Source organism: Zhongshania sp. (genome assembly GCF_029212375.1).
Lineage (GTDB): Bacteria > Pseudomonadota > Gammaproteobacteria > Pseudomonadales > Spongiibacteraceae > Spongiibacter.
Genome location: NZ_JARGNU010000003.1, coordinates 262627 through 285102 on the forward strand (window position 1 = coordinate 262627; position 22476 = coordinate 285102).

Consider the following 22476-nt stretch of genomic DNA (forward strand, 5'->3'; position numbering starts at 1 on the left):
AATTTGTACAGTGATAAAAATATGAGCGGTGAACTGACCCATTTCGATCCTCAGGGTAATGCGCAAATGGTCGACGTGACCGATAAAGCCGTAACCCAGCGCGAAGCGAGAGCGGCGGGTACGGTGACAATGGCGCCAGAAACCCTCGCCTTGATCGCCAGCGGCGGCCATAAAAAGGGGGATGTACTGGCGGTTGCCCGAATTGCCGGTATTCAGGGCGCCAAAAAGTGCGCCGACCTTATTCCCCTGTGCCACCCCTTAATGTTGTCTTCGGTTAAGGTGGAGTTTGCGCTGGATCATGACCGTAACGCCGTCGACATTATGGCGATCTGTAAGCTCGCAGGGCAGACTGGCGTGGAAATGGAAGCCCTGACGGCGGTGTCGGTGGCAGCGCTGACTATTTACGATATGTGCAAAGCGGTAGACAAGGCCATGGTGGTATCTGATATACGTCTGTTGGCAAAATCTGGCGGCCGCTCAGGTGATTGGCAGTTTGATACGGGTGCAGCGACGTGATTAGCGTTTTATTCTTTGCAAAATACCGCGAGCAATTGGGCACGGCAAAAATCTGTATTGAGAGCAGTGAACTCGCGGCTGAAAATTTAACAGTAGCTGAATTAAAAGCGCATTTGTCTCAGCGCGGCGACCTTTGGGCGACGGTATTAAATGCCGAGAATACCCTGTGCGCCGTTAACCAAGACATTGCCGATAGTGCGTGTTTTATCCGCGAGGGCGATGAAGTCGCTTTTTATCCGCCAGTGACCGGAGGCTAGTATGCATAGTCTGGTGCGGGTTAGTGCGGATGATTTTGACGTTGGCGCCGAGTGCGATGCGCTGCGAGCGCTTTCGCGGCGCAGCGGCGCGATAGCGCAGTTTGTGGGTGTTATGCGCGACAGCAACCAAGGTGACGATGTTTTAACAATGGAGTTGGAGCATTACCCAGGCATGACCGAGCGCCGGATTAGCGAGATTATTGAGCGCGCCGCGGCACGTTGGCCGATACTTGCCGCCACGGTGATTCATCGAGTAGGGCTGCTGCACCCCCAAGATCAAATCGTGTTTGTGGGCGTGAGCGCAGGGCACCGTCACGATGCTTTTCAAGCCTGTGAATTCATTATGGACTTTTTAAAAACCGAGGCGCCGTTTTGGAAAAAAGAGCGCACCCCAAGTGGCGAGCGCTGGGTAGACGCCCGCGATACTGATCAACAGGCGTTAGCGCGCTGGCAAACTGAAAAAGCTTGATTTTACTGGGCATAGCTTGCCTCGGCAGCCAATCATATTCGCTGTATATCAATAATGGCTGTGTATAATGCAGGCATAAATAAACTGGTAGAGCCGGACTCGGCCACCATAATAATGAACATCGACAGGAAGTATTATGAGCCTTGATCCCCGTGAATTCCGAAATGCCCTGGGCCAGTTTCCAACCGGTGTATGTGTAATTAGCGCGAACCCCGAGGGTTACAAACCCTTTGGTATGACCGTAAACTCCTTTGCCTCGGTGTCGCTGGATCCGGCCTTGGTGTTGTGGAGTTTGCGCAATGACTCTGAATGTTTAGATGCCTTTAATAAAGCCAAGACCTTTACTGTTAATGTATTGGCAAGCGATCAATTGGCGCTATCTAATTTATACGCCCAGCAAAATGACCACAATTTAGTCGCAAGTCACTATCGCATTGGCAAGAGCGGCGCGCCGGTGCTGCGCGGCTGCGTAACCACTTTTGAATGTGAAATGTGGGCGCGCTATGAAGGTGGTGATCATATTATTGTGGTGGGTAAGGTAATCGAAATGGAAACCAAACTAGGCGCAAAACCATTGGTGTTTCACGCTGGGCAATATCGCGAATTACGTTGATAAACGAGGAGTTTGGCGGGCAATGAAATACTGTAGTGATTGCGGGGCTAAGCTAGTAGAGCAGATTCCTGCAAATGATGATCGTCTTCGTTACGTCTGTCCGCAGTGTGACGTTATTCATTACCAAAACCCTAAGGTTGTGGTGGGTTGCCTGCCCGTAGCCGGCGACAAAGTGCTGTTGTGTCGGCGCGCTATTGCCCCGCGTATGGGCTTTTGGACTATTCCTGCCGGCTTTATGGAAAACGGAGAGACCATGTTGGCCGGTGCCCTGCGCGAAACCCGCGAAGAGGCGGCAGCCGAAGTGAGTGATGAGGTCTTGTATCGCCTTTTTGATATTCCCCATATCAACCAAGTTTATGTGTTTTACCGAGCCAAATTAAACGGCGGCTTTGGTATTGGCCCAGAGAGCCTAGAATCGGGCTTATTCAGCGAAGCTGATATTCCGTGGTCTGAATTGGCTTTTCCTATTGTGACCGATGTATTGACCGAGTTTTTTGCCGACCGCAAAACTGGTGAGTACCCCGTGCGGGTTAGTACACCCAGTCCGTTGTGGGCTAAACACGTTGGTTGGAATCCCAAAACCGACAAGCCCCTTTAACGGGAATTCTCCTGCCCAGCTATAGGCATATTCCTAAATTCCGGCTATGGTGATATTAAACCGTTGGTACTCCACAACACTGTTTACGCTTGTGGGAAGGCCGTTTAAGCAAATTGTGCGCTAAAAGTACGCACCATAATAATGCCATGCAAAGGAACCGCACTATGGACTACGCTTTTCATACTGTTGATGTGTTTACCCCGACACCGTTTAATGGCGCTCAAATTACTGTTTTTCCGCAGGCCGAGGGTTTAAACGATAGGCAAATGCAAATGATGGCGCGGGAAATTAACCATCCCGAAACAGTGTTTGTTTTTCCGGGCCACGACAATATAAGCGCCGAGTTAAAGGTGTTTTCACCCCATTGCGAGCGCGCAGTAGGCAGCCATAGTGTGGTGGCGGCTGCGCGGGCGCTGGTGCACAGCGAGGCACTGCCGGTGGTGAGCCAAGACTGCACCGTGCATTTTTCCCAAGGCAGTAAAATTTTTAATGTGGTGTTGTCGCAAACCGAAGGGCGTTTGCTTACGCAACTGTCTATGACCGTTAACTCGCAAATCGACCGCTATGTTCCCGACACCAAAGAGCTGCAAAGCACCTTGGGTTTGGGCCCCGATGACATTGAAACCCTCAAGGCCAAAACCCTATTTGTAAGCTGCGACTCTTCCTATTTAATTGTGCCCCTGCGATCTTTAAATGCAGTATATCGCGCGCGTTTTAATTTAGAGGCGTGGTCGCGCAGCAGTGCGTCTTCGGTGCCGGTTAATGAAGTGTTGGTGTATTGCCGTGAAACAGAATCGCTGCAGACCGACTTTCATCTGCGTATACTGGGCGCGCATATTGCGCAGGACGAAAGCCCGCCAGTGGGCGCCGCCATTCCAGCCTTTGTGGCGAGCCTGTGCGAGACCCGTGGTTTGGCCGACGGCACCCATGCGCTCTGGCTAGAGCGCGGCCATAAAGCTGAGCGCCAAAGTATTTTGAAAGTGGAGTTTGTAAAAAAGGCGACGTCTGCGATGGTCGTCAGGGTAGGCGGCGATGCAGTGTTAATAGCCAGTGGCAACATGCACGCCCCTGAACACTTATCATAAGCCTTGTCTGCTAGGCCCGTGCACATAAGAACGTGCGGCCTTGGTATTTTACAAGGCCGGAATCATCATTAAATGGATCAGCAGCTTTTACTCACCTTTTCAGGTATTGCGGTATTTTCGCTTTTTGTGGGCCTACTCTGCGGCGGTTATTTTCAACGCCGCCTAAATAGTGTGCAACTCGATAATTTACAGCGCGAAATTCAAGGCCTGCAACAGACCATAGACCAGCAAAGCATCTTGCTTGCGAATACCCAAACTAACCTACAAGATTGCCGCGAACAGCTAAGCGTAAGCCAACGCGACGGCGCTGTTCATGCCGACCGCGCTACGCAGCAAGCCGAGGCGCTGGCCAGTTGCCGCGCCGCACTGACCGAGAGCGAAGCAAATAACAGCGAATTAAAATCTGAACTCGCCCGCCAGCAGAGCGCTTATCAGCATTTAAAAACCGCTACCGCTGAGCAAATTGCCTTGCTTAGCGACGCCAAAAAGCAATTGAGCGATCAATTTGAGCAGCTGGCTAACCGCATTTTCGACGAAAAAAGCCAGCGTTTCCAAAGCCACAGTCGCGAGGCGCTTGAACTGCAATTAAAGCCTTTTCGCGACCAGCTCAGCGAATTCCGCGGCCGCGTAGACCATATATACAGCGATGAAAATCGCGAGCGCGGCGAGCTTAAAGAGCAGCTTAAAAATCTGCAGGAAATGAATCGTAATATCAGTAAAGAAGCCCAAAACCTCACTCGCGCGCTAAAGGGCGACAACAAGGCGCAGGGCAACTGGGGCGAAGTGATATTAGAGCGGGTGCTTGAAGAGTCTGGGCTGCGCAAAGGGCACGAGTATTTAACCCAGCAAAGCTTTACCGACGATTCCGGCAAACGCCGTCAGCCCGATGTAATTGTGCGCCTGCCAGACGACAAAGATATTGTAATCGACGCCAAAGTCTCGCTAATCGCCTATGAGCGCTACTGTAGCAGCGAAGATGAAGCCGAGCGGCAGGCTTTTTTGCGAGAGCACGCACTGTCGGTTAAGGCCCATATTAACGGCTTAAGCACCAAGGGTTACGAACATATTGAAGGCCTGCGCACCCTCGATTTTGTGTTTATTTTTATACCAGTAGAAGCGGCATTTATGGCCGCCTTTGAGCATGATCCAGAACTATTTCGCAGCGCGTACGAGAAGAATATTATTGTTGTTGGCCCAACCACCTTGCTGGCCACCTTGCGCACAGTGCAGAGCATTTGGCGCTATGAGCGGCAAAATCAAAACGCCGAGAAAATCGCCAAGGAAGCGGGAGCCTTACACGATCAGTTTGCCTTGGTGGTGCAGTCTCTTGAAGACATCGGCAAGCATTTAGATCGCGGCCGCGATGCCTTTGATAAAACCATGAGCCGGATGACGGTTGGCCGCGGCAATTTAGTTGGCCGTGTAAGTCGCCTTGAGGCGCTCGGCGCCAAGGTGAAAAAATCACTGCCGGTGGCGCTGACCGACCGCGCTGATGTGGATTTCAGCATTGATACTGACGAACACGACCCCGAATAAGCAAATCACAATTAACGAGTAATGGAGAATTAACGTGGCTCTACCAAAAGTTGGCAATCTTGCTCCTGCTTTTACCCTAAATGATCAAGACGGCAATCCGGTTAGCCTAAAAGATTTTAAGGGCAAGAAAGGCGTGGTCTTGTATTTTTACCCGCGGGCATCGACCCCTGGCTGTACTTTGCAAGCCTGCGGTTTGCGGGACGTGCATGGCGAGCTGGATAAGCTGGGTTACCAAGTGCTAGGTGTAAGCTTTGATCCGGTAGCCAAAATCAAGAAATTTCACGACAAGCAAGAGCTTAACTTTCCACTGCTTTCCGACGAAGATCATGCGATTATCGATAAATACGGCTGCTGGCAGCTCAAGAAATTTATGGGTAAGGAAAACATGGGTACCGTGAGAACCACTTTTATTATTGGGCAAGATGGCCGCTTACTAAAGATTATGGATAAATTTAAAACCAAATCTCACCACGAAACCCTTATGGAGGTATTGGCCGAGTTGTCACAGTAAGTCTTACTAAGCACAAGGACTGGTCGTTTGCTGAAGCAGCTATGCGACCAGCCTGTCGCCAAAAACGTCAGATTTTTCCCTCTTATTCTAAAATATCATCCGCGCTTGCGTCGGCTCGGGATTCCGTTTTGATCTGTTTTTGCAGGCGATAACTTTCTAGGTCTTTCGCGACCATGTCCAAGCACAGCTTGAGCACCACGGCGTCGTCTAAAAAGCCGGCGATGGGCACAAAGTCGGGCAGGGCGTCCATGGGCATTAAAATATACAGCAGTGCGGTGGTGATAGAACCCAGCGACCACCACGGTACTTCCCGATACTCGCCTTTTACATAATCCTGCACCAAGTTAAACAAGGTGCCAACTTGGCTTAGGTAGGGCGCAAGTGAGTCACTGTTCATCACTTTGTTGATAATGCGCTGGCGATTACTGAGCGTTTTTTGCAGGGTGGCGTCGTCGAGCTTGGCGGCACCTTCATCGAGCACGTGCTTGGCGCGGTTTTTAGAAAAAAACAGCATGGCGTATTACCTTGATGAAGTGTGTAGCCGATTCTACGTGTTAGGCCCGAGCGGGTAAATCGTCGGCGCTGACCTGTGACAGCTAATTGCCGGTGAAGAAAAAATTAAACGTCGCGCTGGTGTTTTTGATAAGCTGGCCGCCGATTATTTTTGAGTAGAGGAGTTTCTCTGGTGCGTATCATTACCGCGAATACCAACGGCATTCGCTCGGCCGGCCGCAAAGGCTTTTTTGAGTGGCTGGCCAAGCAAGATGCCGACGTTGTCTGCATTCAGGAAACCAAAGCCCAGCGCGATCAACTAGAAGACCCGCTTTACCATCCTGAAGGCTATACCACGATTTACTGCGATGCGATCAAAAAGGGCTATAGCGGCACCGCAATGTACTGTAAAAAGCCCCCCAATGCGGTAACCACCGAATTAGGATGGGATCCCCTCGACAGCGAGGGCCGCTATATACGTGCCGATTACGACAATATCAGCGTAATTTCAATGTATTTGCCCTCTGGCTCAAGCGGCGACGAGGCGCAGGCCCGCAAAGACATTTTCCTCGATAAGATCTACCCCCACTTTTTAGAGCTTAAAGCCAGCGGTCGCGAGCTGGTGATCTGCGCAGACTGGAATATTTGTCACAAAGAAATCGACTTAAAGAACTGGAAGGGCAATCAGAAAAACTCTGGTTTTCTGCCCCATGAGCGCGCATGGCTGGACAAAGTCTACGGCGAGGGCGGCTTTGTAGATGCCTTTAGAGAGATCAATCAAGAAGCGGTGTATACGTGGTGGTCTAATCGTGGCCAGGCCTACGCCAACAACGTGGGGTGGCGTCTGGACTACCATGTGGTAACGCCGGGCTTGGTGCCCACCATTCGCGCCGCCGATGTTTATACCGACGAGCGATTTTCGGATCACGCGCCGTTTACAATGGACTACGATTACTCGCTTTGAACCATGGCCTTGTGTACTATGGCAGGCGTATTTTTCTGTGCCGCCGGTTAATGGCCAGCGGCATTTATTTTAAGTATTAGTTTGATTGAGAAGGACGTGTAATGAGTTTTTTCATCTCCCAAGCCCATGCCCAAGCTGCTGGCGCAGGCGCTAGCCCTCCAGGTGGCGAATTATTCCAGATTGGCTTCTTGGTATTAATGTTTGGCCTGTTTTACTTCATTGCGATTCGTCCTCAGCGCAAGCGTCAAAAAGAGCATGCTGCTATGGTTGCCGCACTGGCCAAGGGCGACGAAGTCGTGACTACCAGTGGTATTCTGGGCAAAGTCACTAAAATTGACGAAAGCTATGTGGTATTGAGCGTTACCGATAATGTAGAGCTTAAATTCCAGCGCTCTTCAATTCACGCAGTACTGCCTAAAGGCACGCTTAAAGCAATTTAAACATTGCCTGCGCTCCGTGGTCGCGGAGCGCATATTTTACAGGTAACACTATGCCTGATGAATCGTTAAACCACGCTACCACCCTAAATCTAGTCAGTGCTATTCAGCCGCCACGGCTGCATTTAGCTCAATTACCCACACCTTTACAACTCCTTAGCCGTGTCAGTGAACGCTTTAATGGCCCGCGAATTTGGGTTAAACGCGACGACCTAAGTGGCAGCGTGCTGTCGGGTAATAAAGTTCGTAAATTAGAATTCAATCTCGCCCAAGCACTCGCCGAGGGCTGCGACACCGTTATTACCTGCGGCGGTTTACAGTCTAATCACTGTCGCGCCACTGCGCTGCTATGCGCGCAACTCGGTCTTAAATGCCACCTGCTGCTGCGGGGCAGTGCGCCCGCCAGTGCCGATGGCAATTTATTGCTAAACCAATTGGCCGGCGCGCGCATTTCGTATTATCCGGCCAGCCAGTATCAGCGCGAGCTTGATGTCTTGCTGCTTGAAACCAAACAAAGTTATGCCAGCCAAGGCTGCAAGGCGTTTATTATTCCTACTGGGGCCTCAGATGCTATCGGGGTGTGGGGATATGTGCAGGCCTGCGCTGAATTGACGCAAGACTTTGAGCGTTGCGGCATCAATCCTCAGCATATTATTTGCGCCACTGGCTCAGGCGGGACCCAAGCCGGTCTTACCGCTGGTGTGCATGCTTATGGCATTAACGCCCAAGTATGGGGGGTAAATGTCTGTGATGACGAGGCGTGGTTTGTCAATAAAGTAAATAGCGATCTCCGCGATTGGGATACGCGGTATCAAACTGGCATAAAGCTTGAATCCCTATCGGTTAAGGTCATTGATGGTTATGTTGGCCCCGGTTACGCCCAAGCTGATACTGAGATTTTTCGCTGCATCGCCGACGTGGCGGCTACCGAGGGCTTGGTTTTAGATCCGGTCTATACCGGCAAGGCCTTTTTCGGCATGTTAGATCAATTACAGCAAGGTCGCTTTGGCAGCAGTGGTGATATCGTATTCATCCACACGGGTGGGGTTTACGGTTTGTTTCCCCAGCGCAGCCATTTTGACTTTTTAAATAGTTAAGGCTTATTCGCAATTGATAACAATATTAAGGAATTGAAATGGAGCAGATAAGCGCAATAGTCGGTGCAGTAAACGGCGTGGTATGGGGGCCATTAATGCTGGTGCTCATTCTGGGTACCGGCGCTTATCTAATGGTGGGGCTGCGCGGGCTGCCAGTGCGGCAACTTGGTCCGGCGTTTAAATTAATGTTGGCTGGTCGTAAAGGTGGTGCGGGTGAGGGTGAAATTAGTCCTTTTCAAGCGCTAATGACCTCGCTGTCGGCGACTATCGGTACCGGCAACATTGCCGGCGTTGCCACCGCAATTGCCCTAGGTGGGCCTGGCGCGCTGTTTTGGATGTGGTGTACCGCCCTTGTGGGGATGGCCACCAAATATGCTGAAGCGGTGTGCGCGGTGCATTTTCGCGAGCACGATGGCGCCGGTAATTTTAGCGGCGGGCCAATGTATTATATTAAAAATGGCCTGGGCAAAAATTGGCAGTGGCTGGGTGTTTGCTTCGCTTTGTTTGGGGCCATCGCTGGCTTTGGTATTGGCAATACGGTGCAAGCAAATTCTGTTGCCGACGCCATGCAAGACGCGTTTAACGTGCCCATTTGGCTAAGTGCAGTGGTGATGTTTGTTGGCGTTGGCTTAGTAATTTTGGGTGGCGTTAAACGCATTGCCAGCGTAGCCGGCTATTTAGTGCCGTTCATGGCAATTTCCTATCTGTGTGTTGGCATTGTTATTTTGCTGATGAATATATCGGCACTGCCGAGTGTGTTGAGTTTAATTTTACACTCTGCGTTTAGCGGCACCGCGGCGGTCGGTGGCTTTGCTGGTGCAGGCATTGTGGCGGCAATTCGTTTTGGCGTAGCTCGGGGTATTTTTTCGAACGAAGCTGGCCTAGGTAGTGCACCGATTGCCCACGCGGCGGCAAAAACCAATAACTCTGTGCGCCAAGGCATGATTGCCATGCTGGGCACCTTCATCGACACCATTTTAGTATGTTCAGTGACCGGCTTTGTTATTTTACTGTCTGGGGAATGGCAAACCGGCGCAACCGGCGCGGCCTTATCCACAAGTGCATTTGAAGCCCTTATACCTGGTGGTCACTATATTGTTGCAGTGGGTTTGGCGGTATTTGCCTTTACGACTATGCTCGGTTGGTCCTACTACGGCGAGCGCTGCGTGGTGTACTTTTTTGGTGAGCGCGGCGTAATGCCATTTCGCGTTGCTTGGGTATTGGCTATTCCCCTTGGCGCAATGGCAAACCTCAGCTTTATTTGGCTGCTTGCCGACACCCTAAATGCACTTATGGCGATTCCCAATTTAATTGCCTTGTTACTGCTGAGCCCAGTGGTGTTTAAACTCACTAAAGAGCGCTTGCCGGGCATACTTGCCGGAGATGAGCGGGTAAGCGGACACTGATTGGCAGACAAGAGCCTTTGCAATAATTATAGGCCACTTTATTTTGGACTTGATTTAGATTTTGATGCCACCGCAGCAGTTCGTTTTTATGTCACTAGATACTGGCTCAATTCTAGTGTGGCGACCTATTACCCAGCTTAGAAATATACCCGCTCAACGCGGTCGGTAATGCGGGTAAACAATTCATAGCTAATGGTGCCGCAGTGGCTGCCTACTTCGGCGGCGGGCAGCCCCTCGCCCCACAGGGTTACTTCGTCGCCAACGGCGGTTTGGGGAAGCTGGCTAACGTCTATTGTCATTAAATCCATAGAAACCCTGCCTGCTACCTTGGCGCGCAGACCATTAACCAGCACGGGTGTGCCGTCGGGCGCGTGGCGGGGGTAGCCGTCGGCGTAGCCCGCTGCAACAGTTGCAATACGTGCATTGGATTTGGCTCGCCAGCGCCGGTTGTAGCCCACGCCATCACTTGCATCGACACCCCGCACCGCCAAGACCTTGGCTTTAAATGTCATCACTGGCTTTAGGGCATTGGCGGCAGAAAGCCGCTGAGTAGGGTCGTCGCCGTAGAGCATAATGCCGGGCCTTACCCAGTCGTAATGGCAGTTGGGGTGGGCGATGATTGCCGCCGAATTAGCCATACTGAGCGGGTAATGGCGCGCAGTGCTTAAACTGGCGCTTAGTTCGCTGAGACGTAAACTTTGCTGCGCAGTTAAGCTGGGGTCGGTGTCTTCTGCGTCGCTAAAATGGCTCATGTGATGAATGTCGGCGATATGGCTTTGGCAGCTTAATAGCTGGTGAGCTTGGGTAAACTCCGTAGCCGACATGCCGAGGCGGTTCATGCCAATATTCATTTTAAGCCAAACCGTAATAGGTTGGGGGAGGGCGCTGGCGGCAAGTAGTTTTGCCGATTCCAGATCGTGAATAATAAGGTCAAGTTGCTGGGCAGAACATGTTTGTAATACCGCGGCATCAACCGCGGTGCCGAGCTGTACAATACGAGCCTGGATATGCTTTTGAGTGAGCTTGGCGCGCAATTGCTGCGCTTCACTTAAACGTGCTACCGCAAAGCCATCGACCTGCTGGTGCAGGCATTCGGCAACCCAGCTCGCGCCGTGGCCATAGCCATTGGCTTTGACCATGGCTAGAATGGCAGCCTTTGGCGCTAGCCGCCTAACAATATTGGCATTGTGGCGTAGCGCCTCACTACTGAGTTCAACCCATGTTGTTTTATGCATAACGACCAGCTCAAATCTTTGCTGAATTCTAGCGGTCTTGGGGCGCTGTTAATAGCGCGCTGGGGTTTTATATGCGCTTTTTTATTGCTCCCAGTATTGGCGCAGGCTGATTGCGAACGCAGTGTTTACCCTAACGGCGCGGCGCCAGGATTATTGGCCGAGCCTGCGGCGGTAAGTGTGTTGCTTAGTATTGTCCACAGTAATGAGGCGCCCTGTGCCATGGTGGCTCAAGACTTAGCGCAGCTGTATTTTTGGGGGGACGCTAAACTGAGCGCTGATTTAGCCAAAGCCTACCACTTTGCGCTGCTCAGTCAGCAACATGGCCGCTGGCCGCATGCGCTACGCCTACTGCGCAGCGTATTTGTGCTGTTAGCAATGGACCGCAGCTTTAGCCCCAACGAAGCCGTGCGCCAGTTTCAGCGCGAAATTAATAGCGGTGAAGCGCTGCGACGAGATAAAGCCCTTGCGGTCCTTAATCAAGTGGCCGATTTACGTCCGCGAATGTTCGCAACAAAAAATGCAATTTATGGGAATGCTAGGTTAAGAGAGCCACTGCCGGTGGCTAAGAGCGCGGTTGTATTAGTTAGCGGTCAGGATCGCCTGCGTTTATTAATTGCCGATGCTAACGGCGCGCCGCAATTGGCCTGGACTCAAGGTGCTGGCGATCCGCTGGTGTCTTTGCGCGAAACCGGCTCGGGGCCGTTATTTTTTCAGCGCAGGCCAACAGCCCGTGCTTCCGGTGCGCAAGACAGTCGCCAACAATTGTGGCGATTACCGCCATCATCACCAACTACAGGCATCTTAATCAGTCGTTTTCGTCAACGCGATGGCAGTTTTCACGAGTCGCGTTGTACTGCGAGCCAATTAAACTCGCACTGGCTTTTGTCGGCGGCACATTGTTTGTATGCCGCCGACGGCTCCAAGTTTTTGCTCAGCTTACATTATATTGCCACGCCGCCGCTTTCGTCTGCTGCAGATGAGGTGGCAATACCGGTAAGTGAAGCGTGGCAGCATAAAGACCACCGCGCCGAAGATCAGCAAGCTGGCAATGTGGGTCGCTACAGCGGTTCAGATATTGCTTTGTATAGGCTAAAAAGGCCAGCCGGCACTGAGTTGAATACACCTGTTTTGTTGGCGGCGCCAACGCTATTGCAAGGCGACAGCTGGGTGGAGAGCTTTGCTTATCCAAGTGATAAGACCCGCAATAGTTTGTGGGCTTCGCGGTGCAGCGCCACGTTGTGGCAGCGCGGAGAATTGAGTTTAAGTGATGTTTACGCCCTGAATTGTTATAGCTATCCGGGCCAGAGTGGCGCTGCGCTACTACAAAAAAATGTTGAAAAACCAGGCGCACCGCCGCAAATAGTTGGGGTGTTGTCATCGCGAATCTCAAATGACGAAATAAATCAGCCAGTGTTCGCGGCCTTAAATAGCCGCTTGATCGCAGACATACACCACCTTATTGCTTCGCAAAACAGCGAAGTTACCGAGTTTGAGGCGGTGGCCGTAGGTCTTTCCCTCGCCGTGTCGCCGTAGGCACTGTTGCCTTGGGGTATGCATATTGTATAGTGAGGCGGTTGCCCTTAGAAATACGGTTATGTCCAAAGGTCTAGAGAATAAGCTTGTTGTTGCGATTTCATCCAGAGCACTATTTGATCTGGATGAGAGCCATCGCGTGTATGAAGCCGAAGGTTTGGCGGCTTATCAAAAATACCAAATAGAGCACGAAGACGAGATTCTGGCCCACGGTGAAGCCTTCGGTATTGTAGAGCGCTTGCTGCAACTCAATGATTATTTAGACGACGCCAAGGTCGAGGTTATTCTGTTGTCGCGCAATTCGGCGGATACCGGATTGCGGGTGTTTAACTCGATTAAGCATTACGGTTTGAATATCAGCCGAGCCGCGTTTAGTGGCGGCGAGAGCCCTTACCGCTATGTGTCGGCATTTGGCTGCCACCTGTTTTTGTCTACCAATGCCGAAGATGTACGCCGCGCACTGGATAGCGGCGTTGCGGCGGCGACCTTGCTGCCAAGATCAAAAAAGGCGGCTCAGCAAAGTAAGCGTGAATTGCGCTTTGCCTTTGACGGTGATGCGGTGATTTTTTCTGATGAAGCCGAGCAGGTATTCAAGCGCGACGGCTTAGATGCCTTTACCGCTAGCGAAGTTGCCGCAGCCAATACGCCCTTGAGCGGTGGCCCATTTAAGGCCTTTTTGGCTGCGCTGAACACCTTGCAGTCAGAGTTTCCAGACAACGCGCCGCCAATACGCATCGCACTGGTTACCGCCCGCTCGGCCCCAGCGCATGAGCGCGTAATAAGAACCCTGCGCGAGTGGAATATTCGTATTGATGAATCGCTGTTTTTGGGTGGTTTGGAAAAAGGCGAATTCTTGGCTGCTTACGGCGCCGATGTGTTTTTTGACGATCAACCAGCGCACTGCGAATCGGCCAAGGAGCATGTCTCAACGGGTCATGTTCCCCATGGCATTGCCAATATTGTCGAGAAATCATAGCAACGGTATAACAATAAAATTAAATACAATAATCAAACAGACTGTCTATTTTTGGCTCACCTAGTTTTACAGGAGTTGTCGGTATGAAGTTGCAGCAGTTGCGCTATATTTGGGAAGTTGCTCACCATGAGATGAACGTGTCGGCAACCGCGCAAAGTTTGTTTACTTCGCAGCCGGGCATTAGCAAACAAATTCGAATGTTAGAAGATGAGTTGGGTGTTGAAATCTTTGCCCGTAACGGCAAGCACCTAACCCGCATCACCCCCGCTGGTGAAGCTATATTAAAAACTACCGGCGAAATTCTCTATAAAACCGAAAGTATTAAACATATTGCCCAGGAGTTTAAAAACCCGCAAAAAGGCAGTTTGTCGATCGCCACTACCCACACCCAAGCACGCTACGCGCTACCTAAAGTTATTAAAACCTTTATTGAGCGCTACCCCGATGTATCGCTACATATGCATCAGGGCACGCCGATGCAAATCTCGGAGCTTGCCGCCAATTTTGGGGTAGACTTTGCCATTGCAACCGAAGCCCTAGAGCTGTTCAGCGATCTCATCATGATGCCGTGCTATCGCTGGAACCGTACCATTTTAGTGCCCAAAGACCATCCGCTGGCCGCCATACAGAGCCTGTCGATAGAGGATGTGGCCCAACACCCTATTGTTACCTACGTATTTGGCTTCACTGGTCGCTCTAAGTTAGATGAAGCATTCTTGAACAAAGGCCTAGAACCCCGCGTGGTATTCACCGCCACCGACGCCGATGTAATCAAAACCTATGTCCGCCTCGGCCTCGGTATCGGCATCGTGGCCGAAATGGCCTACGACCCAATAGCAGACGCAGACCTTGTGGCGCTGGATGCCAGCCATCTATTTGAGCCCAGCGTAACCAAAGTTGGCTTCCGTCGCGGCACGTATATGCGTAAATTCATGTACGATTTTGTCGAGTTATTTGCCCCGCATCTCACGCCAGAACTCATTGACAAGGCTTATCAGTGCCACACTAAGCAAGAGCTGGATGAGTTGTTTGCAGATATTGAATTGCCGATGTACTGAAGGCGTGTCAGAAGTCTGGTGTCTGAGGTCGGATGACAACTCAACGGCAGCTGCTTCGATTGTGGTCTTGCGTCAGACACCCGACGTCCGACTTGCCGCTCAGCATTGCTTTATTCACCCCGAGCCGTTAAATTGACGCGGTTTTTTCTGCGCCTCGCGCATTTTATAATTTACTTAGGAGTAGTGTTGTGGAAATCGCCTGTCTTGACCTGGAAGGGGTGTTGATTCCTGAAATCTGGATTGATTTCGCTGAGCGCACCGGTATTGAGGCCTTGAAGGCAACCACGCGGGACGTTCCCGACTACGATGTGCTGATGCAGCAGCGTTTGCGTCTGCTCGAAGAAAATGGCTTGGGCCTGCCCGATATTCAGGCAGTAATCGCCGATATGGAGCCTATGGAAGGTGCGCGGGAATTTTTAGACTGGCTTCGCGAGCGTTTTCAGGTAGTGATTCTATCCGATACCTTTTATGAATTTGCCGCGCCATTAATGAAGCAATTGGGCTGGCCAACCTTGTTGTGCCATAAGCTGGAAACCGACAGCTTGGGCAAGGTAGTGGATTACAAAATTCGTCAGGTGAACCCCAAGCGCCAAGCAGTACTGGCCTTAAAAACCCTGTACTACCGCATTATTGCCGCGGGTGATTCATACAACGACACCACCATGTTGGCCGAAGCCGACGCCGGTATTTTGTTTAAAGCCCCAGCCAATGTAATTAATGAGTTTCCGCAGTTCCCTGCAGTACACGATTACGAAGCGCTGAAATTAGAGTTTATTAAGGCTTCATCGCGTAACTTAAGCCTGTAAGGCTTAGCTCGCCGACATTAGTCTGTCTTAAAGATTAGCAAGCGTCTCCAGCAGCTTGCTAATCTTGGTTTCCGTTTCAATAAACTCCTCTTCTAGCTGCGAATCAGCCACAATCCCGCCGCCTGCCCAAGCACTTATTTGTTGCTCATGACAGACAAAGCTACGAATAGCGATATTGCTGTCCATTTTGCCCTCTGCGCCAAGGTAAAAAATACTGCCGCAATACACCGAGCGCCGATGGGGTTCGATCTCCCTAATAATTTCCATTGCCCGCTGTTTGGGGGCGCCGGTTATTGAACCACCGGGAAAACAGGCCAGCAGCGCGCCAAACTCGCTCTGATTGTCGCGTAAATAGCCAGACACCGTGCTAACCAAGTGATGCACCGTGCGAAAGCTCTGCAGCTCACACAATGATTCAGTCACTACTGTGTCGGGCTGGCAGCTCTTACTAAAATCATTGCGGAGTAAATCCACAATCATAATATTCTCAGCTCGGTTTTTGGCACTGCTTAGCAGCGCAGCAGCGAGCGCCTGATCTTCGCTGGGGTCGTCGCTGCGTGCGGCGGTACCTTTAATAGGTTGGGTTTGTAATTGGCGCGCAGTAGCGGAAAGTAAGCGCTCGGGAGACAAACACAAAATTTGACTGGGGCCGAGATCCATAAACGCCGAAAATGGCGCGGCGGCTACCTCGCGTAATTGTAAGTAGGCCGTCCAAGGCTCGCCCGAGTAGCTCGCGCTAAACTTGCGGGTTAAATTTATTTGGTAGCAATCGCCAGCGTCGATATAAGCTTTTACTTTACTAAAGGCCTCGGCGTAATCGTCTCGGCCCAACGTGCTTGTGAACGGGCTGGTGAGCTTAAAATTGTGCTTGCTGGGGCCTACATGGCGTTGACTTAGTAAGGATTGCAGTTGCTTGATTTTGTCAGCGGGCACTGACGCTTGAGCGACCAGCTCGCAACGTTGGCGCTGGTGGTCAACTATCACCACCCACGGGTAGATACCAATGTGAAGTAGGGGTAAATCACTGCGTATGGCGCTGAGCCCCGCTTGTACTTGCTCGCCAAAATCATAGCTGAGATAACCAAGGGCGCCGCCGGTAAAGGGGAGGTCGCTGGCGCTGGCATAGGTATTACTTATATTTGAAAGTTCGTTTTCAATGTTAAGTGATTGCTTGTTAATATCGCTGCAACTACTTGTTAATAAAGATATAGTTCTTACTGGTTCGGCGGCAATTATATCCCAGCGGCCACGATCGCCATGGGCCGCCGCGCTGTCGAGGTACACCGCCAGAGGCAGTTTTTTTAGAGCCGAATGCACCCAGCTGGAGTCTAGGGTGTAGGGCAGGGCGATGCGGCGAAGGCTGGCCATGAAGTGTTGCTCGGAAGTGAACCAAAACTGCGGATAACGGCCAATTTTACGTGCTATGAGCCTGAAAAATCTAGCGTTTTATCATCTTGCAGGAAGCCCTCAATGGGCTGGTTCAGATTGACAGAGCGGCCTGTTCCCAGTAATGTTAGCCGCCGCTTTGAGAAACACCAAACCGTCAATGCACCATACAGAACGGTTAGTTCTCATTTTATCCGCACCTCAATATGTCTGCTGGCGTAAGCCCCCCAGTTTCTTGTAATAAGAAACGTATAAAAGGGCACATGCTGGCGGTGCATACGCGGGTTACCTATTAAATGCAGCTGGAACTGACAGGCATGACAAAAATAGCAAAACTCACTCCCTCACTAGAAAACCCCTTCGAGCAGAAAACTGAGCTTGAATTCACCGTCCCTGGTCAAATTGACTACGACCCAGGTCTTTACGAGGCAGCGTTGCAAGCAGGTTATGACCTTCAGCAGCGTCCCCGTAAAATGGCTGGCGTTAAAGGCGTTCAAAAACAACACGAAAAGAAGCGCATGTCGATCTGGGAACGGATCGAAGTGCTGGCCGATGCCGGCACTGAGCCGAAAATTCTTTACCAAAACTGGGGTAAAAATTTAGATGGCGCCTCGCTTGTAACTGCGATACTGAAAGTAAATGGCCGCGACATTGCGATTTATGGCCACGACTTTACCGTGCGCGCGGGCTCAATGGATGCCACCAATGGCACCAAGCTGGCCAATCTATTCCGTTTGGCGGGCAAGCTAGGTATTCCGCTAGTCGGTATGAACGATTCTGCCGGTGCGTATATTCCCGCCGGTGTGGGTGGTTTAGACGGCTACGCCGAGGCTTTTACGGCACTGCGCAAAATCAACGGCGTTGTGCCGTCTATTATGTGTATGTTTGGCTACAACGCTGGCGGCGGTTCTTATCTGCCGCGTCAGGGCTCTTTTGTTATACAGCCTAACGACACATTCTTTGGGTTGACTGGACCCGGTGTTGTTAAAACCGTATTGGGTGAAGACGTAACCGCCGATGAACTCGGTGGGCCAAGTGTTCACTCTAAATCTGGTGTAACCGATTTTGTGGTGCCCGACGAAGTTGCCGCGCTGCGCAAGGTAAAAGAGCTTTTAAACTACCTGCCTAGTAATAGCAGTGAGGCACCGGCATTTCAGCCAACGTCTGACCCAATTACCCGCAAAACTTGGGATATCGACCTGCTGCTGAAAAAAGCCTTCAATAGCCCCACTGGCTTTAATACGCCCTTTGATATCAGCATTATCATTCAGCAAATGTGCGACCACGGCGATTTCTTTGAAATTCAGCCAGAGCGCGCCCGCAACACCGTCTGCGCGCTAGGCCGGATGGGCGGCAATGTAGTCGGCTTTGTGGCTAATAACTCGGCAGTGGCCTCTGGTCAAATTGATATTGACGCGGCTTACAAAAACGCTCGGTTTATCCGCTTCTGCAATGTTTACAATATTCCCGTAATCTTCATGGAAGACACCACCGGCTTCCTACCAGGTAAAGAGCAAGAAGCGGGCGGTATCGTGCAAGCGGGTCGCGCTATGCTCGACGCCATTATTGATCTGCGCACCCCGCGCTTTTTGATGATTGTGCGCAACGCCTTTGGCGGTGCATACGCAGCCTTTAACAACTACCCAACTGGCGCTGATTTTGTTTGTGCGCTGCCCACCACGCGTTTAGCGGTAATGGGACCAGCCGGTGTTGAGTACGTTTACAAAGATGAAGTTCGCAAAATTCGCGGCTCCATCAAAAGCAAAATTGCTGAAGCAACCGCGCAAAACATTAAAGCGGGTATGCCAGAAGCAGAAGCAGCAAGCACCGCCAAGGAAGCGATTGGCGCATGGCAAAAGCAGGAAGAGCTGCTGCTGACCCAGCGTTATGAACGTGAATTGATGAATCCAAATGAAGCGCTAAGCCTGGGATCAATATCTCAGATCGTCATGCCCTCAGAACTGCGCAAAGTACTGGGCGAGCAACTGGAACTGCACTTAAAGGCTTACAAGCCTGAGCCAATGACTGGCGTGCAGCGGGAGTTCCATTAATCCCCCGTTGTTATCAACGGTTCCTAAATTCGATAAACAAGGCGATTCGCTAAAGAGGTATTCAACGTGCAAGCAAGCAACAATTATTATTTGAGCAATCCGATGGTCCATAAAGACCGCCAACTGTCTAAATCTCGGTCAGAATGGGTGAGAGCTTTCGCCTGTAACGACATGAAACCATTGATTATTTGCCGTGGCCCAATCCGTAAGGAAGCCATGGACGTGTTTGAAGAGATGGGCATTAGCACCTACGGTATTTTGCTGTCTGAAAAAGACTCCATCACCTATACCAATGCCTTGGCGCCTGAGCTGCGCACCCTGACAGATCCAGATCGCGTACATCGCGTACCCGATTACACCGGTGCCACTAAAGAAGAGCGCCAAAAGCGCATTCAACAGATTATTCGCATTGCCCACGACAATGGCTATAACGCCATTTTTGCAGGCTACGGCTTTATGTCGGAAGACGCGGAAATGGTTGAATCGATGGAGAACGCGGGACTCAATTTTATTGGCCCCTGTTCCTTTACTCAAAAATCGGCCGGTATGAAAGACCAAGCCAAGCGCACCGCGCTTGAGACTGGGGTATCGGTTACTCCCGGTGTTAACAACGCCACCAGCTTGGCGCTGTTTGCCAAATACGGCAAAGATGGCCTAGTTAAATGTGCGAAAGACCACAAGCTCGATGTAGACTTTGCCGCATGTAAAGACGAAGAAGAGCAGGCGCTAGCGCTATTGGCCGCGTCTTACAGTGCGGGTATCGATATTGTTAATGCCGCCGAAATTGGCGCCGCCTTGCAAGTTGAAGCCAAGCGCATGCTGGCTGAGAAGCCCAATAACCGCTTCCGCTTAAAAGCGATTGCCGGTGGTGGTGGTAAGGGCCAGCGCATTTTGCAGTCTGCCAATTCTTATGAAGGCGCGACCATCGAAGAGAAGGTCGAAAAGGCCGCGGCTAATGTGCCTTCGCTGGTGTTGGAATGTCTGATTGAGTTAAAAACCAACGGTGTGGGCGACAATAAAAACGTCCTAATCGAAATGAACATCGACACCACTCGCCACCAAGAAATTCAGGTGGTGGGCAATGGTGAGTGGTGCATGACCATGGGCGGTCGCGACTGCTCACTGCAAATGCACGAACAGAAATTACTTGAAGTATCGGTAACCGAAGAAGAGTTGCAGGCCGCTATTGAAGTGGCAGCGGCGGCGGGTAAAACCGAAGAAGCTGAGCAGCTTAAAAAGGACTTGGTGATTCTCCAGCATATGGAGCGCGAAGGGGCGGTATTCGGCGAAGCAGTTAAGCTGGATTCACTCGGCACTTTTGAGTGTATCGTCGACGGCGAAGCTCACTACTTCATGGAAATGAATACGCGTATTCAGGTAGAACACCGCGTTACCGAGCTTTGCTACAAGCTTAAGTTCACCAACCCTGACGACTCTGGCGATTACTTTATTGCCGAAAGCTTGGTCGAGGTAATGGTATTACTGGCGCGCCACGGCAAAAACCTGCCTAAGCCGACCCGTATTTTGCGTGAGAAAACCTCGGTTGAAGCGCGTATGAACGCCACCAACCAGGCGCTTCAGCCCCACGCTGGCGGTGTAATCGAAAACTGGTCTAACGCTATTCCCGGTGAAATTCGCGACGACCAGGGTATTTCGACCCACAACCCCGATACCGATGTGTTCATGAAGTACCACCTTGCTGGTGCCTACGATTCAAACATCGCGTTGTTGCTCACCACCGGTGAAACGCGTTTAAGCAGCTACCAGCGTTTGGCCGAGATTCTGCGTCGCACTGAACTGCGTGGCAAGGATCTGTCGACCAACCTAGAATTCCACTACGGTCTGGTGCACTGGTTTATTGGTAACGGCATTAATGCGCGGCCGTCGACCAATTTCATTGTTCCGTATTTGACCGCAGTAGGTTTGTTGAAAGAGCAGGCGAATCAAATTGATTTAGAGGTTGCCTTTAACGAAATCCGCCAGAAGTATGTTGCGGCGGCTGGCGAAAATGGCAAAGCTTGGGCAGAAGCCCTAGATGCGAAAAAGCTGTTGTTAATACGCCCCTTGGAGCGTTTGTTCGCCGAGCCGCACTATATGTCTGGCTGGCTGAGCATGAACAAAGACAGCCTGCGTATTGTTGACGGAGAAATTGTGTGGAAGGCCAATCCAATTGAAATGTTGGACAAGCTCTACCACTACCTAAACATGGATTTCGAGAAGGGCAAGCCGGCTCGCTACATGATTTGGGATCACGATCACGATATCTTATCGGCGGCCGTGAATTTCTATAAATCACTTAACGCCAAAGTTGACGCGGCAGATTTCCCTGCGCTGCAAGCACTGCTGGCAAAAGACAAAGCGCCAAAAGGCTTTAGCGACGACGAATGGCTGGCCGTGCGCAGCGCTCACGCTGGTTATTTTGCAGGAACCGAAGTACTGGCTGTGCTGATGTACATTGCCACCGAAACGGGCTTCTGCGAATTGAGTGTTAATGCTGACTTGAGCATTACCATTCCAGAGCGTCTTACCAATAAAGACTTGCAAAAACAAATGGCTAAAGTGTTGGTGCCACCACCAGCGGCGAAGTCAGACGAAGTGTTGGCGGCCAGTGGCGGTATGTACTACCCGCGTGAAGCACCTGGCATGGATGTATTTGTGAATGAAGGCGACCATTTTAACGCTGGCGACACTTTGTATATTGTTGAAGTAATGAAAATGTTCAACAAGGTAATCGCGCCGTTCTCTGGCACCATTGCTAAGATCTTGGTTGAAGGCGATGGCATGATTATCAAAAAAGGTCAGCCCTTGTTTAAAATCATTCCAGACGAGATGATTGTTATTGAAACCCCTGAGGAAGTTGCTGAAATGCGCCGTGCAAAAACCATCGAGTTTCTTGCAACGCTTAAGTAATTTTTGAAGCTGGCCACTACTAAGTGGCCAGCCTAATTAACAAGTTTGGGAGTATTTCAATGATTACCGGTTTAGACCATATTGCAATTGCAGTGCCCGATTTAGAAAAAGCGATTAAACGTTTTATGGCAGATTTTGGTCTGCACTATGAGGGCAGCGAAGACGTGGAAACGGCTAAAACGTCTACGGCGTTTTTTCCTTTAAAATCAACCAGCATCGAATTGGTAAGCCCACTGCGCGGTGAAGGTCCTATTGCCAAGTATCTGGAAAAGAAGCCTGGCGGCCTGCATCACCTGTGCTTTAGCACCGACGATATTGTGGCTGACGTGGCCCGCTTAAAAGCCTTAGGCTATCAATTTTTGGCCGACGCGCCATCACTTGGCGCCCACGGTTGCCAAGTTATTTTTATTCACCCCAAGTCCTGTGACGGCGTGCTTATTGAGCTTAGCCAACCCGGCGACGACCACCACTAATTACTAGCCCGACTTGTAGCCGCGCATTTTTATGCATAAAGCGGCGCAAACTCACCGACAATGACAG

At 51.0% G+C, this 22476-nt stretch carries 22 protein-coding genes; 19 read left to right on the forward strand and 3 right to left on the reverse strand.

Annotation, left to right across the window (positions count from 1 at the left end):
- The first annotated feature begins 21 nt into the window (after positions 1-21).
- The 8 genes from moaC to bcp all read left to right on the forward strand — a co-directional run bounded on the left by moaC (position 22) and on the right by bcp (position 5585).
- Positions 22-516 (forward strand): cyclic pyranopterin monophosphate synthase MoaC, encoded by a 495-nt coding sequence (moaC, locus tag P1U47_RS05420; protein WP_301027579.1) that lies wholly within the window; start codon positions 22-24, stop codon positions 514-516.
- Complete coding sequence (gene moaD, locus P1U47_RS05425) at positions 513-773, forward strand: molybdopterin converting factor subunit 1 (protein WP_301027580.1); 261 nt, start codon at positions 513-515, stop codon at positions 771-773. The genes moaC and moaD overlap by 4 nt, the downstream gene beginning before the upstream one ends.
- A gap of 1 nt (position 774) precedes the next feature.
- Positions 775-1242 carry a molybdopterin synthase catalytic subunit MoaE gene (gene moaE / locus P1U47_RS05430; RefSeq protein WP_301027581.1) on the forward strand — a complete coding sequence of 156 codons (468 nt, stop codon included), beginning with the start codon at positions 775-777 and terminating at the stop codon, positions 1240-1242.
- A gap of 136 nt (positions 1243-1378) precedes the next feature.
- Complete coding sequence (locus P1U47_RS05435; protein ID WP_301027582.1) at positions 1379-1855, forward strand: flavin reductase family protein; 477 nt, start codon at positions 1379-1381, stop codon at positions 1853-1855.
- Between the two features lie 22 nt (positions 1856-1877).
- Positions 1878-2453: an NUDIX hydrolase gene (locus P1U47_RS05440; protein ID WP_301027583.1), complete on the forward strand. Its 576-nt coding sequence runs from the start codon at positions 1878-1880 to the stop codon at positions 2451-2453.
- 164 nt (positions 2454-2617) lie between these two features.
- Positions 2618-3538 (forward strand): PhzF family phenazine biosynthesis isomerase, encoded by a 921-nt coding sequence (locus P1U47_RS05445; RefSeq protein ID WP_301027584.1) that lies wholly within the window; start codon positions 2618-2620, stop codon positions 3536-3538.
- A gap of 72 nt (positions 3539-3610) precedes the next feature.
- Positions 3611-5074, forward strand: coding sequence for a DNA recombination protein RmuC (rmuC, locus tag P1U47_RS05450; RefSeq protein ID WP_301027586.1), 1464 nt, complete (start codon positions 3611-3613; stop codon positions 5072-5074).
- 34 nt (positions 5075-5108) lie between these two features.
- A complete protein-coding gene (gene bcp, locus P1U47_RS05455) occupies positions 5109-5585 on the forward strand; it encodes a thioredoxin-dependent thiol peroxidase (RefSeq protein WP_301027587.1) in 477 nt (158 codons plus the stop codon).
- A gap of 82 nt (positions 5586-5667) precedes the next feature.
- Here bcp and P1U47_RS05460 read toward each other — a convergent pair whose 3' ends face one another.
- The gene (locus tag P1U47_RS05460) at positions 5668-6099 is read right to left on the reverse strand and encodes a YkvA family protein (RefSeq protein WP_301027588.1); all 432 of its coding nucleotides are present in this window, start codon (positions 6097-6099) and stop codon (positions 5668-5670) included.
- Positions 6100-6270: 171 nt separating this feature from the next.
- Here P1U47_RS05460 and P1U47_RS05465 point away from each other — a divergent pair, with 171 nt between their 5' ends.
- The 4 genes from P1U47_RS05465 (at position 6271) to P1U47_RS05480 (ending at position 9981) form a co-directional block, all read left to right on the forward strand.
- Positions 6271-7041: an exodeoxyribonuclease III gene (locus P1U47_RS05465; protein WP_301027589.1), complete on the forward strand. Its 771-nt coding sequence runs from the start codon at positions 6271-6273 to the stop codon at positions 7039-7041.
- Between the two features lie 101 nt (positions 7042-7142).
- Positions 7143-7481, forward strand: a complete 339-nt coding sequence (gene yajC, locus P1U47_RS05470) for a preprotein translocase subunit YajC (protein ID WP_301027591.1) — start codon at positions 7143-7145, stop codon at positions 7479-7481.
- 50 nt (positions 7482-7531) lie between these two features.
- The gene (locus P1U47_RS05475) at positions 7532-8575 is read left to right on the forward strand and encodes a D-cysteine desulfhydrase family protein (RefSeq protein WP_301027592.1); all 1044 of its coding nucleotides are present in this window, start codon (positions 7532-7534) and stop codon (positions 8573-8575) included.
- 47 nt (positions 8576-8622) lie between these two features.
- The gene (locus P1U47_RS05480) at positions 8623-9981 is read left to right on the forward strand and encodes a sodium:alanine symporter family protein (protein WP_301027621.1); all 1359 of its coding nucleotides are present in this window, start codon (positions 8623-8625) and stop codon (positions 9979-9981) included.
- A 137-nt stretch (positions 9982-10118) separates the two neighbouring features.
- On the opposite strand, the gene alr is transcribed toward P1U47_RS05480, so the two are convergent.
- On the reverse strand, positions 10119-11216 hold the full coding sequence (alr, locus tag P1U47_RS05485) for an alanine racemase (protein ID WP_301027594.1): 1098 nt from the start codon (positions 11214-11216) through the stop codon (positions 10119-10121).
- Between alr and P1U47_RS05490 the strand changes: the two genes are divergently transcribed.
- From P1U47_RS05490 to thrH, 4 genes are all read left to right on the forward strand, one after another.
- Positions 11211-12749, forward strand: a complete 1539-nt coding sequence (locus tag P1U47_RS05490) for a trypsin-like serine protease (protein WP_301027595.1) — start codon at positions 11211-11213, stop codon at positions 12747-12749. The genes alr and P1U47_RS05490 overlap by 6 nt on opposite strands.
- Positions 12750-12810: 61 nt before the next feature.
- On the forward strand, positions 12811-13725 hold the full coding sequence (locus tag P1U47_RS05495) for a 5'-nucleotidase (protein WP_301027596.1): 915 nt from the start codon (positions 12811-12813) through the stop codon (positions 13723-13725).
- Between the two features lie 83 nt (positions 13726-13808).
- A complete protein-coding gene (cysB, locus tag P1U47_RS05500; protein ID WP_301027597.1) occupies positions 13809-14783 on the forward strand; it encodes an HTH-type transcriptional regulator CysB in 975 nt (324 codons plus the stop codon).
- Positions 14784-14971: 188 nt separating this feature from the next.
- Positions 14972-15589, forward strand: a complete 618-nt coding sequence (gene thrH, locus P1U47_RS05505; protein ID WP_301027598.1) for a bifunctional phosphoserine phosphatase/homoserine phosphotransferase ThrH — start codon at positions 14972-14974, stop codon at positions 15587-15589.
- 27 nt (positions 15590-15616) lie between these two features.
- Here thrH and pabB read toward each other — a convergent pair whose 3' ends face one another.
- The gene (gene pabB / locus P1U47_RS05510; RefSeq protein ID WP_301027599.1) at positions 15617-16957 is read right to left on the reverse strand and encodes an aminodeoxychorismate synthase component I; all 1341 of its coding nucleotides are present in this window, start codon (positions 16955-16957) and stop codon (positions 15617-15619) included.
- 335 nt (positions 16958-17292) lie between these two features.
- On the opposite strand from pabB, the gene P1U47_RS05515 reads away from it, so the two are divergent.
- The 3 genes from P1U47_RS05515 (at position 17293) to mce (ending at position 22409) form a co-directional block, all read left to right on the forward strand.
- On the forward strand, positions 17293-19026 hold the full coding sequence (locus P1U47_RS05515; protein WP_301027601.1) for a carboxyl transferase domain-containing protein: 1734 nt from the start codon (positions 17293-17295) through the stop codon (positions 19024-19026).
- 66 nt (positions 19027-19092) lie between these two features.
- Positions 19093-21936 (forward strand): biotin/lipoyl-containing protein, encoded by a 2844-nt coding sequence (locus P1U47_RS05520; RefSeq protein WP_301027602.1) that lies wholly within the window; start codon positions 19093-19095, stop codon positions 21934-21936.
- A gap of 59 nt (positions 21937-21995) precedes the next feature.
- Positions 21996-22409, forward strand: coding sequence for a methylmalonyl-CoA epimerase (gene mce / locus P1U47_RS05525; protein WP_301027603.1), 414 nt, complete (start codon positions 21996-21998; stop codon positions 22407-22409).
- Positions 22410-22476 lie beyond the last annotated feature (67 nt).

Bases quoted from the DNA above. Each gene is read 5' to 3' on its own strand.
- P1U47_RS05460 (WP_301027588.1), bottom strand. From the start codon at position 6,099: ATGCTGTTTTTTTCTAAAAACCGCGCCAAGCACGTGCTCGATGAAGGT.
- P1U47_RS05435 (WP_301027582.1), top strand. From the start codon at position 1,379: ATGAGCCTTGATCCCCGTGAATTCCGAAATGCCCTGGGCCAGTTTCCA.
- P1U47_RS05490 (WP_301027595.1), top strand. From the start codon at position 11,211: ATGCATAACGACCAGCTCAAATCTTTGCTGAATTCTAGCGGTCTTGGG.
- moaE (WP_301027581.1), top strand. From the start codon at position 775: ATGCATAGTCTGGTGCGGGTTAGTGCGGATGATTTTGACGTTGGCGCC.
- rmuC (WP_301027586.1), top strand. From the start codon at position 3,611: ATGGATCAGCAGCTTTTACTCACCTTTTCAGGTATTGCGGTATTTTCG.
- P1U47_RS05445 (WP_301027584.1), top strand. From the start codon at position 2,618: ATGGACTACGCTTTTCATACTGTTGATGTGTTTACCCCGACACCGTTT.
- yajC (WP_301027591.1), top strand. From the start codon at position 7,143: ATGAGTTTTTTCATCTCCCAAGCCCATGCCCAAGCTGCTGGCGCAGGC.
- cysB (WP_301027597.1), top strand. From the start codon at position 13,809: ATGAAGTTGCAGCAGTTGCGCTATATTTGGGAAGTTGCTCACCATGAG.
- alr (WP_301027594.1), bottom strand. From the start codon at position 11,216: ATGCATAAAACAACATGGGTTGAACTCAGTAGTGAGGCGCTACGCCAC.
- P1U47_RS05515 (WP_301027601.1), top strand. From the start codon at position 17,293: ATGACAAAAATAGCAAAACTCACTCCCTCACTAGAAAACCCCTTCGAG.
- moaC (WP_301027579.1), top strand. From the start codon at position 22: ATGAGCGGTGAACTGACCCATTTCGATCCTCAGGGTAATGCGCAAATG.
- P1U47_RS05440 (WP_301027583.1), top strand. From the start codon at position 1,878: ATGAAATACTGTAGTGATTGCGGGGCTAAGCTAGTAGAGCAGATTCCT.
- P1U47_RS05495 (WP_301027596.1), top strand. From the start codon at position 12,811: ATGTCCAAAGGTCTAGAGAATAAGCTTGTTGTTGCGATTTCATCCAGA.
- pabB (WP_301027599.1), bottom strand. From the start codon at position 16,957: ATGGCCAGCCTTCGCCGCATCGCCCTGCCCTACACCCTAGACTCCAGC.
- mce (WP_301027603.1), top strand. From the start codon at position 21,996: ATGATTACCGGTTTAGACCATATTGCAATTGCAGTGCCCGATTTAGAA.
- P1U47_RS05475 (WP_301027592.1), top strand. From the start codon at position 7,532: ATGCCTGATGAATCGTTAAACCACGCTACCACCCTAAATCTAGTCAGT.